At 64.4% G+C, this 16,049-nt stretch carries 14 protein-coding genes; 4 read left to right on the top strand and 10 right to left on the bottom strand.

What is annotated here, in order from left to right:
• Positions 1 to 15: 15 nt before the first annotated feature.
• The 4 genes from GY937_04440 to GY937_04425 form a co-directional block, all read right to left on the bottom strand.
• Positions 16 to 357, bottom strand: coding sequence for a P-II family nitrogen regulator (locus GY937_04440; GenBank protein MCP5055958.1), 342 nt, complete (start codon positions 355 to 357; stop codon positions 16 to 18).
• 11 nt (positions 358 to 368) lie between these two features.
• Positions 369 to 1,622 (bottom strand): ammonium transporter, encoded by a 1,254-nt coding sequence (gene amt / locus GY937_04435; GenBank protein ID MCP5055957.1) that lies wholly within the window; start codon positions 1,620 to 1,622, stop codon positions 369 to 371.
• A 342-nt stretch (positions 1,623 to 1,964) separates the two neighbouring features.
• Positions 1,965 to 3,443, bottom strand: coding sequence for an AAA family ATPase (locus GY937_04430; protein MCP5055956.1), 1,479 nt, complete (start codon positions 3,441 to 3,443; stop codon positions 1,965 to 1,967).
• Positions 3,440 to 5,278 carry a type II/IV secretion system protein gene (locus GY937_04425; protein MCP5055955.1) on the bottom strand — a complete coding sequence of 613 codons (1,839 nt, stop codon included), beginning with the start codon at positions 5,276 to 5,278 and terminating at the stop codon, positions 3,440 to 3,442. Before GY937_04425 ends, GY937_04430 begins: the two co-directional genes overlap by 4 nt.
• Positions 5,279 to 5,355: 77 nt before the next feature.
• Between GY937_04425 and GY937_04420 the strand changes: the two genes are divergently transcribed.
• A complete protein-coding gene (locus GY937_04420) occupies positions 5,356 to 6,294 on the top strand; it encodes an LLM class flavin-dependent oxidoreductase (protein ID MCP5055954.1) in 939 nt (312 codons plus the stop codon).
• Between the two features lie 47 nt (positions 6,295 to 6,341).
• Here the strand turns inward: GY937_04420 and GY937_04415 are convergent, their stop codons facing one another.
• The gene (locus GY937_04415) at positions 6,342 to 7,541 is read right to left on the bottom strand and encodes an MFS transporter (GenBank protein ID MCP5055953.1); all 1,200 of its coding nucleotides are present in this window, start codon (positions 7,539 to 7,541) and stop codon (positions 6,342 to 6,344) included.
• A gap of 416 nt (positions 7,542 to 7,957) precedes the next feature.
• Here GY937_04415 and GY937_04410 point away from each other — a divergent pair, with 416 nt between their 5' ends.
• Positions 7,958 to 8,419 carry a helix-turn-helix transcriptional regulator gene (locus tag GY937_04410; GenBank protein ID MCP5055952.1) on the top strand — a complete coding sequence of 154 codons (462 nt, stop codon included), beginning with the start codon at positions 7,958 to 7,960 and terminating at the stop codon, positions 8,417 to 8,419.
• Positions 8,420 to 8,669: 250 nt separating this feature from the next.
• Here the strand turns inward: GY937_04410 and GY937_04405 are convergent, their stop codons facing one another.
• The 3 genes from GY937_04405 to GY937_04395 all read right to left on the bottom strand — a co-directional run bounded on the left by GY937_04405 (position 8,670) and on the right by GY937_04395 (position 12,790).
• Entirely contained in the window at positions 8,670 to 10,796 is a 2,127-nt protein-coding gene (locus tag GY937_04405; protein ID MCP5055951.1) for a PQQ-dependent dehydrogenase, methanol/ethanol family, read from the bottom strand.
• A complete protein-coding gene (locus tag GY937_04400; protein MCP5055950.1) occupies positions 10,793 to 11,371 on the bottom strand; it encodes an acyltransferase in 579 nt (192 codons plus the stop codon). The genes GY937_04405 and GY937_04400 overlap by 4 nt, the downstream gene beginning before the upstream one ends.
• A gap of 117 nt (positions 11,372 to 11,488) precedes the next feature.
• Complete coding sequence (locus GY937_04395) at positions 11,489 to 12,790, bottom strand: MFS transporter (GenBank protein ID MCP5055949.1); 1,302 nt, start codon at positions 12,788 to 12,790, stop codon at positions 11,489 to 11,491.
• Positions 12,791 to 12,946: 156 nt separating this feature from the next.
• Here GY937_04395 and GY937_04390 point away from each other — a divergent pair, with 156 nt between their 5' ends.
• On the top strand, positions 12,947 to 13,420 hold the full coding sequence (locus GY937_04390) for a nuclear transport factor 2 family protein (GenBank protein MCP5055948.1): 474 nt from the start codon (positions 12,947 to 12,949) through the stop codon (positions 13,418 to 13,420).
• 36 nt (positions 13,421 to 13,456) lie between these two features.
• Here the strand turns inward: GY937_04390 and GY937_04385 are convergent, their stop codons facing one another.
• Positions 13,457 to 13,825 (bottom strand): MmcQ/YjbR family DNA-binding protein, encoded by a 369-nt coding sequence (locus GY937_04385; protein ID MCP5055947.1) that lies wholly within the window; start codon positions 13,823 to 13,825, stop codon positions 13,457 to 13,459.
• 89 nt (positions 13,826 to 13,914) lie between these two features.
• On the opposite strand from GY937_04385, the gene GY937_04380 reads away from it, so the two are divergent.
• Positions 13,915 to 15,111 carry an amidohydrolase gene (locus GY937_04380; GenBank protein MCP5055946.1) on the top strand — a complete coding sequence of 399 codons (1,197 nt, stop codon included), beginning with the start codon at positions 13,915 to 13,917 and terminating at the stop codon, positions 15,109 to 15,111.
• Between the two features lie 20 nt (positions 15,112 to 15,131).
• Here GY937_04380 and GY937_04375 read toward each other — a convergent pair.
• Positions 15,132 to 16,049, bottom strand: a 918-nt coding sequence (locus GY937_04375) for a long-chain fatty acid--CoA ligase (GenBank protein ID MCP5055945.1), incomplete at its 5' end; no start/stop codon positions are given.

The raw sequence follows: 16,049 nt of genomic DNA, 5'->3' as shown, positions 1-16,049 counted from the left end.
AGTGGAAATCGCGAGCTAGGTGAGTGCGGCGTCCCCGCGTTCGCCGGTTCGAATGCGAATGGCATCCTCCAGCGGCTCGATGAAGATCTTCCCGTCGCCAATACGTCCGGTCTGGGCCGCTTCCATCAGGGCCTTCGCGGCCTTCTCCACCAGATCGTCCGCGAGCGCCACCTCCAGGCGGACCTTCGGCAGGAAATCGACCACATATTCGGCGCCGCGGTAGAGCTCGGTATGCCCCTTTTGCCGGCCGAAACCCTTCACTTCGCTCACAGTGAGCCCCGTGATTCCCAGTTCCCGCAGCGCGGTCGTCGCATCGTCCAGTTTGAACGGCTTCAAGATCGCAACGATCTTCTTCATCTCGATACCTCCTAGAGCTCGGTGACCAGCTCTGCAGCGGGTCGAGTAAGAGTGGGCCGGGTGACGGCATCATCCGCGATACCGGATTTCGTTCCGCCGAAGTCGTATGCGTGGCCACCATGCTCGGCGAGATCGAGCCCTTCGAGTTCCTCGCTCTCGTCCACACGCAGGCCCATCGTCGCCTTGATCGCCCCGAAGAGGAGCAGGGCCGAAGCCACTGTGAAGACTCCGTAGGCTGCGACGCCCAGCGCCTGTGCGCCTAACGTATGCTCGGGATTCGTCGAGAAGATTCCGACGGCGAGTGTGCCCCAGATGCCGCACACCAGGTGAACCGAAATGGCGCCCACCGGATCGTCGATCCGAATCCGATCGAACATCACGACAGAACCGACGACGATCATGCCCGCCACGGCGCCGATCATCACCGCTCCGAGAATGCTCACAGTATCCGCGCCCGCCGTGATTCCCACGAGGCCGGCAAGCACGCCGTTCAGGGTCATCGAGAGATCCGGCTTGGTGGCGAGGATCCATGAAGTGACCATGGCTGTGAGCGCACCGGCGGCCGCGGCCAGACACGTCGTCACCAGAGTGAAGGAAGTCAACGCCGGATCGGCCGAGAGGACGGAGCCGCCGTTGAAACCGAACCAACCGAGCCAGAGCAGGAAGACGCCGACCGTCGCCAGAGGCAGGTTGCTGCCGGGGATCGGATTCATGCGCTTTCCCGAATACTTGCCGAGCCTGGGCCCGAGCATCCAGGCGCCGACCAGCGCACCCCAGCCGCCCAGCGAGTGGACCAGCGTCGAGCCCGCGAAATCGTAGAAGCCCGCGCCATCGAGCCAGCCGCCACCCCACTTCCAGGAGCCCGCGATCGGGTAGACGATCGCGACGAAGAAGGTCGCGAACACCATGAACGACGAGAGCTTGATGCGCTCGGCGACGGCACCGGAGACGATCGTCGCGGCGGTTGCGGCGAACATGGCCTGGAACAGGAAATCGGTCCAGTAGGTGTAGCCGCCACTAGCGTAGGCGGCTGTCAGCCCGGCCGCATCGGTACCGATACCCAGGCCCGCCCATCCGAGAATCCCGTTGAAATCGCCGGGATACATCAAGCTGAAGCCGATCAATGCGTAGGTGAGAATGCCGACGGACACGATGAACGTGTTCTTGAACAGGATGTTCGTCGAGTTCTTCGCGCGCGTGAGCCCGGACTCGAGGGTTGCGAAGCCCAGGTGCATGATGAACACCAGCCCCGCGCATAGCATCATCCAGACATTGTTGGCGGTGAACAACCCCGGCGACACCGTATCTTCAGCCAGTGCCACCGCAGGCACGAGCCCTACGAACGCAACGATTCCAAACAAACGAACCACGTCGAATCCTCCCAGGGCAATTCGTGCCCTCGGCGTGGCATAGAGCAACTGGCGTGCCAACCGGATCGCCGCCGTACCTGAGGCAGATGGCCCCAATGGGCCGGGGTCGACACATGCCCTCGCGGGAGGTTGCCTGGGATCGGGTCGGTGCCTGCCTGTTTCCGAGGCAATGATGCCTGGGGCGGGGACGTTCTTTCCGCTGTTTCCGTTGCTCGGCCCGAAAGCGGGCAACGATGCCTACTCCTGGAACCAGCTGACGGCCTTCCCATCGAGCGTCGCAGGACGTGCTCGATGCCGCGCCCAATTGCGCAGCTCCTTGATCCGTTCTTCATAGGTCTCGTACAGGGGAACGGTGTCCTGGATCGCCTCCCCGAGATCGGTGTCCTGGAGCTCGCGTCCCTCCGCGAAGGCGGTATAGAGGGCAGCCGCCACGACCTGCTCGAGTTCGGCACCGGAAAGGTGCAGAGCGCGGCCTGCGAGCTCCCCCAACGGGTATTGCTTCGGATCCCGACCGCGCTTGGCGAGATGAATGGCCAGGATCTCCGCGCGCTCGTCTTCCGTAGGGAGATCCACGAAGAAGAGATCGTCGAAGCGACCTCGGCGCAACAGCTCGGGCGGAAGCGCAGCGACATCGTTGGCCGTTGCCACCACGAAAACCGGTGCCTGTTTTTCGGCGAGCCAGGTCAAGAAGGTGCCGAACACGCGGGACGCCCCCGGGTCGCGATCACTGACGGCAAAGCCCTTCTCGATTTCATCGATCCAGATGACGACGGGCGCCAGGGATTCAGCCACCGCCGTGGCTTCGCGAATGGTGAGCTCGGGGCTTCGGGCAGGATCGGAGAAGGCAGCCGCGAGGTCGAGGCGTAACAACGGGAAGCGCCATTCGGCCGCAACGGATTTGGCACAAAGCGACTTCCCGCAACCCTGGACTCCCAGCAGCAACAAGCCTCGCGGGGAGGGCAGGCCGAAATCTCGGGCCTCCTGGCCGAAGGCGCGGCGGCGCTCGCGTAGCCAGCTCTTGAGCTCGCCGAGCCCTCCGACACTCGCCAGATCCGCGGGTCCATCGTGGAAGGTCAACGCGGGGATGCGATGAAGCGCCTTGCGTTTCTCTCCTGCCAATGCCGCGACCGCGTCCTGCGAAAGCGAGCCCGTTGCCAACCAGGCCTTTCGGAAAGCCCGCACGGCTTCGCCTGAGGTCAGGCCGAGAGCGGCCCGCACGCAATCGTCGAGCAGAGACGAATCCGCCTCTGCATTCGGGACGTTGGCCACCACGCGCTCGAACATCTTGCGCAGTTCGTCCGCCCCGGGCAGTGGAAGCGACAGCCGGGCCGCTTCCCGCTCGAGTTCGACCGGCAGATCAAGGAGGGGCGCGAGGAGCACGACGATTTGCCGCCGCTCGGCCAGGCGCGGGAGGACATCGCGAAGACGTCGGACGCCGACCGGATCGCCCAGGACGGCATGGGCATCGACGATCACGAAGATCGCGGGTGCCTCACGAGCTTCGAATGCCCGAATGGCGGCATCGAGGCTCCCGGCGCCACTGCCATCTCCACCGAAGCCCGTCGCCAGAGACCATGTATGAAGCTCCCGCTCGGCCCGTCGCGCGCAGCGCTCGAGCACGCGCAGGGCGCGCTCTTCCTCCAGGGCCTCGAGAGCGATCAATCGAAAACCGGCTCGTAGCTGGAGGCTCAGCTCCTGCTCGATGGGCGAGATCATTCGGAATCCGCCGTCAACCGCACGACCTCTTCGAAGGGCGTGTCGCCGGCTGCGAGCTTCTGGATCGCCGCCTCCCGCAGGCTCTGCATGCCTTCCACCCGGGCGGCGCGGGTGATCTCATTGGCGTCTGCGCCCTCATTGATCAAGCCGCGCACACGACGACCCACATCGAGCATCTCGAAGACACCACTTCGTCCGTACAGGCCGGTCTGACGGCAGTCTACGCAGCCCTCGCCCCATTGCACTCGCAGCTGTTCTCTTCGCTCCAACGGGACCTTCAAGCCGAGCGCGTCTACCTGGTTCGAAGAGAGGAAACCCTCGACACCGCAATGCGGACAGATGGAACGCACGAGGCGCTGGGCCACCACGCCTCTCAACACACTCGAGAGGAGGAATCGCTCGACGCCGAGCTCGACCAGGCGGGTAACCGCGCCCGCCGCGTCGCGGGTATGAACGGTAGAGAACACGAGGTGACCGGTGAGCGCTGCCTGCACGGCCATGTTCGCGGTCTCCGTATCGCGGATCTCACCGACCATGATGATGTCAGGATCCTGCCGGAGGATCGATCGCAGGGCATTGGCGAACGTAACGTCTGCCTGACGTTGCACCTGCACCTGGCAGAAACGTGGATCCACCATCTCGATCGGATCCTCGACCGTCGTGATGTTGATCTCGGGCCCGGCGAGATAGCGCAGCGTCGAATAGAGCGTCGTCGTCTTTCCGGAACCCGTCGGGCCGGTGACCAGAATCAGCCCGCTCGGCGACGTGATCCAACGCTCGTAGCTCTCGCGATCGTCCCGGCCAAAACCCAACTGCTGGAGATCCGTCATCAGCACGTCTGGATCGAAGACGCGAATGACGACCTTCTCACCGAAGGCCGAGAGCAGGCTCGAAACGCGCAGCTCCACCTCGCGCTCGGCTCGGAAGGTCTTGATCCGACCATCCTGGGGGCGCCGCCGCTCGGCGATGTCCATATACGCCAGCACCTTGATGCGGGAAACGACCGCACAGTGGACGTTCATCGGCAAGCGTTCGATCTCATGCAGGATGCCATCGATGCGAAAGCGAATGACGGCGTCGAATTCTCTCGGTTCGAGATGGATATCCGAAGCGCGCTGCTCGAACGCGTAGTTCAGGAGATAATCGACCGCCGTAACCACATGCTCGTCGCCGGCGGCCGCCAGCTCTTCGTTCGAGCGAAGCTCCAGGAAGGGAGCGAGGCCCGCGCCGAAGCCACCTTCTCCCAGGCTCTCTTCCGCGCCGGAAACACTGGCCTGGAAGCCGTACACCCGGTCGATGATTCCGAGGATGTCGCGCTTCGAGCAGACGACCAGCTCGAGCGGCACACGGAGCTGCTGGGCCAGATCTTCGCGGAGCACACTGTCGTGGGGATCCGTGATGGCCAGGCGCAAGCCGCCCTCCGCTGTCTCCGCCAGCGGGATGACCGCGTGGCGCCGTGCGAAGGGACGCGAGAAGGTCTTCGTGACGAGCTTGGCATCGACTTCGAGCGGCGAGATCTTCACGGAGCCGAGGCCCGCCTGCTCTGCGATGAACTCGGCAACCGTATCCTCGGAATGGCGCTTGCCGGGATCCTTGCGATCGGGAATACGAGCCGCAGTCAGGATTTCGGCCGGAGCCACGTCGTAGCGCAATGCCGCCTGGGAGCGCACGGAGCCGAAGCGTTCCTTCAACACCTGGCTGTGCAACGTGCGCTCCCGCGCCGCTACGTCCTGCGCCTGTTCGGCGGTGATGCGATCGGCGGACTGGAGCTGTTCGAGGAGCTCCTCCAGGCTGATCGGGGCACGCGGTTCGGTCGCGGACGTAGGGCTCGGCATGGGCAGCTCTATCGGCCAGCCTGGGGCCGGGATTGAGCATTGGCTGGCGGGGAGTTGTCGCCCTACCCTGCGCTTCCATGGACCGTTCGCTTCACTTCGGCGTCACTCTTCCCCAGATCAAGCGCAGCTGGGAAGAAGCCCGAGCCGCTGCCGAGAGCTTCGACGAACTCGGCTTTGATTCCGTCTGGGTCTGCGATCACCTCTACGGCGTCCCCATGCCCCAGCTTCCGATCCTCGAAGCCTGGAGCCTGCTGGCCGCTGTTGCCGCGGTCACGCGGAAGGTGAAACTCGGCAGCCTGGTCACACCACCGTTCTTCAGGAACCCGGCCGTGTTGGCCAAGCAGATTGCGACCATCGATCAGATCGCCGGGGGAGGTCGGATCATCGCCGGGCTGGGTGGCGGCTGGTTCGAGGCGGAGTTCGAAGGCTACGGCGCCAGGTTCCCGAAGACCGGCGAGCGGTTGCGAGCCCTCGACGAGATGACACAGATCATGAAATCCCTGTGGACCGAAGAACGCACGACGTTCGAAGGTCAGCACTTCCAGGTGAAGGATTGTGTGCTCGAGCCCAAGCCCGAAGAGAAGCCGGCGATCCTGATTGGAGGCAGCGGCGAGAAGATCCTGATGGGAATCGCCGCGCGCGAGGCCGACATCTGGAACAACATGGCCGTCTTCCAGGGACAGCTCGAACACAAGGTGGGAGCGCTCCGAGCGCGATGTGCGGAGATAGGCCGGGATCCGGCGGAGATCACGATCGCCCAACAGTGCACGATCGTCATAGCGCCCGACGAGGCGACTGCGAAGGAACAGCTGGGCAAGGCGCACAAGGTCTACGGCGGCCACATGGGCGCGAGCCTCGAAGCCCACGGCATCTGGGGAGATCCCGCGCGGGTGATCGACGGCATCGAGCGCCACCGCGCCCTTGGCTGCACGATGTTCGTGATCGAGTTCTTCGGCCGGGATACCCGCGAACCGGCGAAGCTCTTCGCCGACACGGTTCTTGCGAAGCTGAGGTAGAAGCGAAGCGGGCCCATGGGTCGGGCGCTTCGTTGCATTGCCTCGAATCAGTCGGGACGCGAGCGAATCACCCACAGGCCGGCACTGACGACGAGTGCGCACGAGGCCAGCATGGCGAGAGAGATGCTGGTGGCCTGGGCAAGAAGACCGAGCATGAACCCGAAGAGGATCTCCCCCATGTACTCGGCCTGGGAGAGAAAGGACTGCACGGTGGCGCGCACGTCGCTGGTGGTGCGCCGGTTGACCCAGATGATGCTCACGCAACGGGTCACGGTCCATGCGATACCGCTGACGAGCACCACCCCCGCCATGCCGGTGGCATCGCCGGGCGCGAGGGCGAGCATGGCCAGGCCGAGCGCGCCCACGAAACAGGCCGCGGCGTAGACACGGCGTGCGACACCCACGCCATCGATGCGCGCCTCGACGATGCGGAGTGCAAGGGCACCGACCATCAGGGTGACCAGTCCGAGTGCCGTGAGCCAGACGATCGGCGCGGGCGCTTCGGGGAAACCGAGCTCGAGGAGCCGCTTCGGGAACAAACGCCCGAATGCGTCCGCGGCACCGTTCACGAGGATCGTCGCGGCGAAGACGACCATGATCTGGTCATCGCGGCGCGCGAGTTCGGCCCCGCGCCTGAAGATCGACACCGCCTCCTGCCAGCGATGCTCTCGGGTAGGCGTGAAGCCGTGCTCGGTGAAGCGCACCACGACGAACAATCCCAGCAGCCACATCCCGACGCCCGCAACCACGATCGCCGTGGAGAGAGCCGTAGCCCAGGCGAGCGCCCCGAAACCGACCAATCCGGCGGCCGCTCCAAATTGTTCCCTCCGAGCACTGGCAGTCAGCACGCCGGCAATGCGCCCGGGCTGGTCGAGTTCATCGTTGAGCCACGCCACGTCGGCACCGCTCGAAAACGTCCAGGCCAACCCCCATACCATCTGTGTCACGACGAGAGCTGGAAAAGCGGTCACGAGCCCAGTGGCCAACATGCCGGCACCCATCAGGACATGGGCGATCACGATGGATGCCTTCCGGCTGAGCGTATCCGCCACGACTCCGGTGGGGACCTCCAACGCCAGAGCGGTGAAGTTCTGGGCCGTGCCGAGAAGCACGAGTTGAAGGGCGGACAGATCAGCGACGGCCACGAGATAGAGGCTCGTAACGAGCCACCAGCCGCGGTGGAAGATCGCCCTCAGGAAGACCCAGCGGAGATAGACGGCGGCGACGTCCTTTGTCGGCACGCTCACGAGATCTGCCGTTCCAGCAGAAGCTGGCCTTCACTGGGGCCCGCGGCAGGGAGCGGCCGGCCGCTCGGGCTTGGTTTCCTGGTTTCAGCCGGCTCCGGTACTCCGGAGATCAATCTTCGCATGGGCGCTCATGTCCTCTGAGGGAGTCGCGTTTCGATTCTGGTTGGACATGAACGCTTTGCGCATCGGGTTCTCCAGTCTGTTCGCTGCGATCGGGAGTTCACCAGATGGCCACCCCCCGGGTCAACCCGAGTTCTCGATAGCCCTTGCGAAATCATATCGGACGATATAGTTTTTGATACATGAGACGACATCATCATCGACATCTTGGACGACATCATCGGCGACGGCATCGAGGGCGAGGGGCTCGGTTCGGGCCCTGGGCCTGGCAGGGCCGCTTCTTTGATCGAGGGGAGGTGTCTCTGGCACTGCTCTCCTTGCTCGAGGACGCCCCGAAACACGGCTACGAGCTGATGACCCTGCTCGAGGAGCGGACGGACGGGTGCTACCAGCCGAGCGCGGGCACGATCTATCCGACGCTCCAGCAGTTGCAGGATCAAGGCCTGGCCGGATCGCGGGAGGAAGAAGGCGGCCGACGCATCTACGAACTCACCGACGCGGGCCGCGAACATCTCGCGGGCGAAGCCGAACAGGTCAATCTGATCTGGGCGCGGCTCGAAGAGGACGATTGGGGTGGCTGGGGCCATGCCCATGACCCGGATGCCGCTGAGTTGATCCGGCCCAGCTTCCGACTGATGCAGGAAGCGGTACGAACCGTAGGCGCCTGCGACGACCCGGATGTCCGGGAGCAGGTCCGCACGGTGCTACGAAACGCACGAGACGAAATCCGCGACCTTCGCCGCGCATCCCGAGCCTGAATCTGACAACCGGGCGGAAGGCGGATACCGCCAGGTTCCAGCCCAGCATCGACCGGAAACATGATTGGGACCCACCGGGTGGCGTCCCTGCTTCCCGGGTTCGCTTCGCTTCTCGTGTCGGATCGCGGGGCGGGGGGCGGCCATCGCGGGATGGCTCGGCCGGGGGTCGAGTGTTTCGCAGGAGAAGCGAAGTGGCTCCGAAGAGCTCACCGACGCGGACGGCGATGACCTGGGGCCAACTCCTGGAATGTTAGTCCGCCAGCCAGCTGGCGGGGACGCAGGCGTTCTCGGTTGCCCAGCCTACGAGGCGCTGCGCCAGCGTCGGCTCCGCGAGAGATCTTTCAATGACGTAGGCGTGGACAGCTTCCGCGTCGGAGATCGAGAGCGCGTCGGCGAAACTTGCCATGCCTTTGGCCTGGCGGACTCCTCCCAACACGATGTCCGTCCACCGATCGTGAACCTCTGGCGTTGCAAAGCGGAGATCCGGGTAGAGCCCGCTGGCCTTCACGCCAACGCCGTGGCAGGCGAAACAGTATTGATGGTAGATCCCCCGCCCGCGGGCGATTTCGTCCTGTGAAAGCGCGACCTGGGGCGCCCGCACCTTGCCGGGCCGCCGAGGGCTGGCCGCCGGCCGTTTCTGGTCGCCGCCGAGCTTCCAGGCGAGAATCCGGCCTTCGTTCGTATCCTCGATTCGGATGAAGTGGCCACCGGCGCTACCCCCGGCGCCCGCCACCACCGCGACATACTGCTCGCCTCCCGCGGCATAGCTGATCGGCGGAGCCATGATCCGTGTTCCGGGCTCGGAGGCCCAGAGCCGCACGCCGGTTCGCGCATCGTAGGCTGCAAGACGTCCCTGCTCGCCACCCTGGAACACGAGGGAACCGGCAGTGGCAAGCACACCCGCCGGCAAGGCCGTCCTTCGCCGAACTTCCCAGACCTTCCTGGCCGCGACTGGATCCCAGGCCAGCAGGCGGGTAGGCGAGCAAGTCGCGAGGGCGACTTCCTCGTAGCCCTCCATGCTCGACGCCAACCGGTCGATATCTTCGCCCGTGTTGTACTTCACGGGCTTGTACGCGAACTCAGGATCGTGGAGGTATCTGTAGCCATACTCGACCGCCGGAACGTATACGAATCCCGTGCGGGGGCTGTAGGACATCGGGTGCCAGTTGTGGCCGCCCGCGATCGACGGGACCACGATCGCGTCCTTGTCATCCCAGGTTGCCTCCGGGCGTTCGACGGGCCGGCCGGTCGCCAGATCGACATGGGTCGCCCAGCTCACGGAGACGTATTTCTCGGCGGATAGGAGTTCACCCGTGGCGCGGTCCAGGACGTAGAAGAAGCCGTTCTTGGGCGCCTGCATCAACACCTTGCGCGAGCGTCCCCCGATTTCGAGATCTGCGAGGATCAGATGCTGCGTGGCGGTGTAGTCCCACTGCTCGCCGGGCGTCGTCTGGTAGTGCCAGACGAGGCGCCCCGTATCCGGGCGCAGCGCAAGGATCGACGCGAGGAAGAGGTTGTCGCCTCCGCCGGGACTTCGGGTCTCCCGGTGGTAGATGGACGAGTTGCCGACACCGACGTAGAGCAGGTCGAGTTCCGGATCCCAGGCCATCGAATCCCAGACGGTGCCACCGAGCCCGGACTCCCAGACGGAATCCTTCGACCAGGTCTTGGCCGCCTGCTCGAGCTCCGGGTGCTCATGTGGGCCGTCCTTGCTCGCAGGCACGGTGTAGAAGCGCCAGACGAGTGCCCCGGTCTCGGCATCATAAGCCGACACGTAGCCGCGTACGCCAAACTCGGCGCCACCGTTTCCGATCAGGATGCGTCCTTTCACCACACGCGGCGCGCCGGTGATCGTATAGGGCTGGTCCAGCGGTGCCGTGCGTACCTCCCAAAGCTGCTCCCCGGTCCCGGCCGAAAGCGCGACCAGCCGTCCGTCGAGGGTGCCGAGATACACGCGACCCTTCCAGACGGCGACTCCGCGATTCACCACGTCGCAGCAGCCATGGCGAGCCTTCCATCCCGGAACCTTCGGGTCGTAGCGCCAGTGCTCCACCCCCGTCGCGGCGTCGAGCGCGATCACTCGGCTCCAGGCCGTGGTGACATACATGACACCATCGACCACGATGGGGGTCGCTTCCATGCCGCGTGTCGTTCCGGTCGCAACCGACCAGGCCAGCCCGAGCTGCGTGACGTTGCGGCGATGGATGGATTCGAGCGGGCTGAAACGTTGCTCGTCCGTGGTCCGACCGTGAAGCGCCCACTCGGCTTCGGGCCTCTTGGCAGCCGATCCTGGCTCGGCCGCGGCCGGCATGCTCTGCAGAGAGGCGATCAGCGCGAATGCTCCGGCCAGGAGCAGACCCGCTCGGACCGTCCTCATTCGATCCGCGCCGCCTCTTCGTCTGCCAACAACACGGGACCGAACAACGCGGGATGGCGGCCGCGCTTGTCGGAATAGAATGTGCGCACGAGATCCATGTCTTTCTTCATGTCACCCGTTACGTCGAAGCAGGGACCGAAGCCGCCGGTCTTCTCCGTGTAGTCGAGGAATGAAAGACTCACAGGCACACCGGCGACCTGTGCCACGCGGTAGAAGCCGGATTTCCAATGAGGCCGCCAGGCGCGTGTCCCCTCGGCGGGAACCACAAGGCTCATCCGATCTGCGCGAGCGAGCGCTTCCGCAAGCTGCCCCACCAACCCGCCCGGACGGGATCGGTCCACGGGCACACCTCCGAAGGCGCGCATCACCGGGCCCATCGGCCCCCAGAAGATCGTGTGTTTCCCGATGAAGGAAAGCGAAACATCGAATCGCCAAGCGAACAAGATCAGGAGGAAGAAATCCCAACTCGAAGTATGGGGTGCCGCCACGATCACAGCACGATCCGGGACGGGATCACCTTCCACTGCGCTCCATCCAAGGAGCCGCAGAATCCCGCCGGCGAGCTGACGTCGCATGATGCCTCTTACCTCCGTTGTGGCGGAGACTACCTCAACCGAGCGGCTCGGGGCTGACGTGGAGTCAGCTTGACCACTGACGCGCCCTGGGCCCCGGCCCTCGGAGGCTTCGCGCTCCTATTCGTCATGGCTACCCAGAAACCGGCGTTTCCCGCCTCCCTCCTCCTCAGGCCGCCGAATCGTCAAAACGATGCCCGCAGCCCCACAGGCGCCGCCGACCAACCAGAAAAGAGCCGGCTCATAGGCACCATGAGCGCTCAGAAGCAGGCCGAGCGCCAGGGGACCCAGCCCGCTCGCGATCTGACTGACCAATTGGAGGAGCCCGAGGGCCGTGCCAAAGGAAGCGGCGCCGAAGAGCTCGCCCACGAGCAGGGATTGAAGGAGAAAGATGTTTCCGATCGTAAAACCGAAACCGGCGGCCGCCACCAGCAGCGCGGGTGTGCCTTCGACCGATGCAGCCAACGCCACCATGGCGGCTTGCAGCAGAAAGAGCGCCGCCGCGATGGGACGACGATCCATTCGATCGGTGAAGCTCCCCACCACGAGACGACCCACCAGGCTACCGCCGGCGGTCGCGCTGACCGCGAGCGCCGCAAGCTCCGGGCCGATCCGGCCGCGAAGGAAGGCCAGCTCGTGCATTGCAAATGCGACCTGGCAGAAGAGCATCAATCCAAACGAGGCCGCAAGACGGCGAAAGGCAGGACTGCGAAGAATGTCGGCCTGAGATCGCGTTCCGGGCCCGGGCCGGGACGCCTGCGATTCCGCGGCTCTGATTCGCGCGTCGCCATCCGCCTCGAGGCCATGCGAGCGGGGGTCCGACCGCAGGACGAAACCGATCACGGGCAAGGCGACCAGGAGCAGGATCACCGCGAGGCGATCCACGGCGACTCCAAGTTCATGCGCTGCGATCCATCCACTGAAGACGGGAACGAGGATGATGCCGCCCAGCGAGACACCGGTATGGGCCAGCATCATCGCCATTCCTCGCCGTGCCGAGAACCAGCGCGTGATGATCGAACCGCTCGGAATCGAGCCTGCCAGGGAGAATCCGATTGCAAGCACCACGTAGAGGGGAAAGATCTGCCATGGGGCAGTGACGCGACCGATCCCGATCAGCGCGAGCGCCATCACGGACACGCCGGCCAGGAGAAAGCCGCGCGCACCGAAACGATCCACCCCGCGCCCGATTGGAATCCCAACGAGGCCCGTCACCACCCAGTAGAGGCTGGTAGCGGCAGCCACCTGGGCACGATCCCATCCGCGCTCGGCCACCAATGCATCCAGGAATACGACCAGGCCGTAGAAGCCGATGCCGACCACGACGAATGAGAGCAGGCCGCACCCGAACGCGACGAACCAGCCGTAGAAGATCTTCGGCGCCAGCCGATGCAGGAGCGGGAGGGGACGTGTGGTGGGCAACTTGGTGGCCGGGCTCAGCGCTCATCCGCTTCGGACGGGCAATCGATCAGCTTGCAGGGGGCTCTACAGCTCTCCGTCTGGGAATCCGTCATCGGGGCTCCTGATGGGAAGAGCCATGGTACCGTTCCCCGTCGGGAAGAAGTCAGGGAGACCATCGTGACACAACTGGATCTTCAGGCCATCGAGGCGATCAAGCAGCTCAAGCACAAATACATGCGCTGCGTGGATCAGAAGCGTTGGGACGAACTCGAGCAGCTTCTGACGGAGGATGCGAGCTGTGCCTACAGCGGCGGGAAATACGCGTTCCAAGGCCGCGAGGCCATCATGGAGTTCCTCTCCGGCTCGATGAGCCGCGACAGCTTCGTCTCCTGCCATCGCGTCACCCAACCCGAAATCACGCTCACGAGCGAAACGACGGCGACGGGCATCTGGGCTCTCGAAGACGTGGTGATCGATACCGAGAATGAGTTCACGCTGCACGGGGCTGCATTCTACGAAGACGAGTACGTGCGGATCGATGGCGCGTGGAAGATCCGATCGACCGGCTATGAGCGAACCTTCGAAGAGATCCGAACGCGCAAGGGCGTACCCGGCCTGGTGCTGACGCAGAATGTCTGGGCGACTGAGTGAGGGTCGGCGGCCCACGAGAAATCGAGGGGCCGCACGCTACTCACCGTCGAGCAGTTTGAGGGCTCGCTTCGGCGCGACGCTCCGGTAGGCATGCTCGAGAATGGTTTCGATCATCGACCAATCGACGTCCCGATCGACGCGGATCCCGATCCAACCACTCGGCCCCACGTAGGGCGGCACGAAGAAGATCTCCGGCTTGGCTTCGACCAGCCCCTCTTGTGTCGGCAGATCCGCCTTGCACCAGATCGCGACCCGTTCGTCGCCATGATGGTCGACGTGGAAATTGCAGAACGTCTTCTTGCCGCCCCAGAAGGTCGGCGCGCCGTGGGAGAGACGCTCCGAGACCTCGGGCCAGCGGTTGACGATCTTGCGCAACTTGGTGAGCGGATCGCGGACTTTCGCCATTGCCAAAGAGTAGCCCGGCGACTCTCGTCCACGAACTGAGGGAAAATCGGTCAACGACGCCCTGCTACCATGAGGCCGAGGAGAGATCGATGTCCCAGCCCTATGCAGTGATTACGTCCGATGCCCATGCGGGGGCCAGCATTCAATCGTATCGCGAGTACCTGGACGAGAAGCACAAGGCGCTCTTCGATGAGTGGCGCGGGACGTACAAGAACCCGCAGAAGAAGCACATCGGTTCGAAGAAGCACAAGAACTGGGACGATGCGGAAAGACTTGGCGACATGGATGCGGAGGGTGTGGCTGGGGAGGTCATCTTCCCGAATACAGTTCCGCCATTCTTCAGATCCAGCGTGCTGATCTGCGGAAACCCCAAGCCCCAGGACTACGCACTCTGGCTGCAGGGAATTCGTGCGCACAATCGCTGGCTGGTGGATTTCTGCGCCGATCATCCGGAGCGGCGCACGGGAATCGGGCTCGTCTACCTGAACGACCTCGACGATGCGATGGAGGACATCCAGTGGATCGCGGACCACGGCCTACGCGGAGGCATCCTGTTGCCTCATGTTCCGGACGATTGCACGCATATCCAACCGCTCTACTCACCTGAATACGAGCGGCTGTGGGCGATGGTCCAGGATCTCGACCTGGTGGTGAACCAGCACGGCGGCATGGGTTCCCCGGATTACGGCAAGTGGCCCATTTCTCTACCGATCCGACTCGTCGAGACGGCCTTCTACTCGACCCGAAGCTACGGGCACCTTCTGCTGAGCGGCATCTTCCATCGCTTCCCCAAGCTTCGTTACATCCTCACCGAAGCTGGCTGCAGCTGGGTACCGGAACAGCTGGAGATGCTCGACATGTTCTGGTCGCGAATCGGCAGCGGCGCGGTCGGCGAGTTCGAATTCGCCAAGGAGGCCATGCCTCCGGAGCCGCCTAGCTTCTACGCGAAGCGAAACTGCTGGTACGGAGCCAGCTCGGCCTCGCCGCCGGAACTCGCCGGCCGATACGAAACGGGCATCGAGCGCATCTGCTGGGGGACCGACTACCCACACTACGAGGGCACCTACCCGAACACCCGGCTCGCCATGCGCCATTGCTTCCACGACAAACCCGAGGAAGAGGTCCGCGCGATCCTCGGAGGCAATGCCGCCGAGCTCTACGATTTCGATCTCGAAAAGCTCGCACCACTCGTCGAACGAATCGGACCGCGGCCGGGAGAACTCGCCAAACCGCTTTCCGAAGACGAATTCCCGAAGAAGACGCATACCAACGCCTTCCGTCGCTGAAGCTGAGGCAGAGGGCCTTCTCAGCTGCCGAGTAGCTCCTCCTTCAGCTGCCGCTTCACGAACTTTCCGTTCGCGTTGCGCGGGAGGTCTTCGCTCGGGAACCAGAAACGGACCGGCACCTTGAACGCCGCAATGCGTGCGCCCGCGTGGGCGCGAAGTTCATCCTCGCTGACACTCGCGCCGGGCTTGCAGACGACCGCTGCACCAGGCACTTCGCCGAAGCGGTCGTCAGGGACGGCGAACACCGCGCATTCCTTCACGGCCGGGTGGTCGAAGATCGCCGCTTCGACTTCCGCGCAGTAGATGTTCTCGCCGCCGCGCAGCACCATATCCTTCGCGCGGTCCCGGATCGAGATGAAACCGGCTTCATCCAAGGCCGCCAGGTCCCCGGTCCGAAACCAGCCCTCCGGAAATGCTTCCGCGGTTGCCTCGGGCTTGTTCAGGTAGCCCCGGACGTTGTTCGGAGCCCGTACGAGGAGTTCCCCGACCTGGCCGCAGGGCAGCACATTTCCCGCCTCGTCGACGATCTTTGCCTCCACGACAGGGAGTGCTGGGCCGACGGTATCCGGCTTGTCGACGAAGAAATCGCCGGAGTTCACGGAGATCACGCCACAGGTCTCCGTGAGTCCGTAGCCCGTGCCGGCCCGGCCGCGCTCGAGGTTGGCTTCGATCTTCTCGACGAGATCCGGCTGAACGGCGGCCCCGCCGCCACCGAGGCCGGCCAGGCTGGAGGTGTCCCGGCTGACGAACTCGGGATGCTCGACCAGTTCCCGGGACATCATCGGGACACCCGTGAAGGATTGTAGACGCTCACTCAGAAGCGTAGAAATCTGATCATTTGGCCGGGGGGCGACGCAGCCCGCCGTTCCGGATTCCGATTCAGATCTTCCGGGTCGAAAGGTCCTTGACCCAGGGCGAACGCCCTCCCGGCTCGACCG

The organism is bacterium, assembly GCA_024228115.1.
Taxonomy (GTDB): domain Bacteria; phylum Myxococcota_A; class UBA9160; order UBA9160; family UBA6930.
Note: the sequence above shows the minus strand (reverse complement) of the source record. Positions and strands in the feature narration are given on the sequence as shown.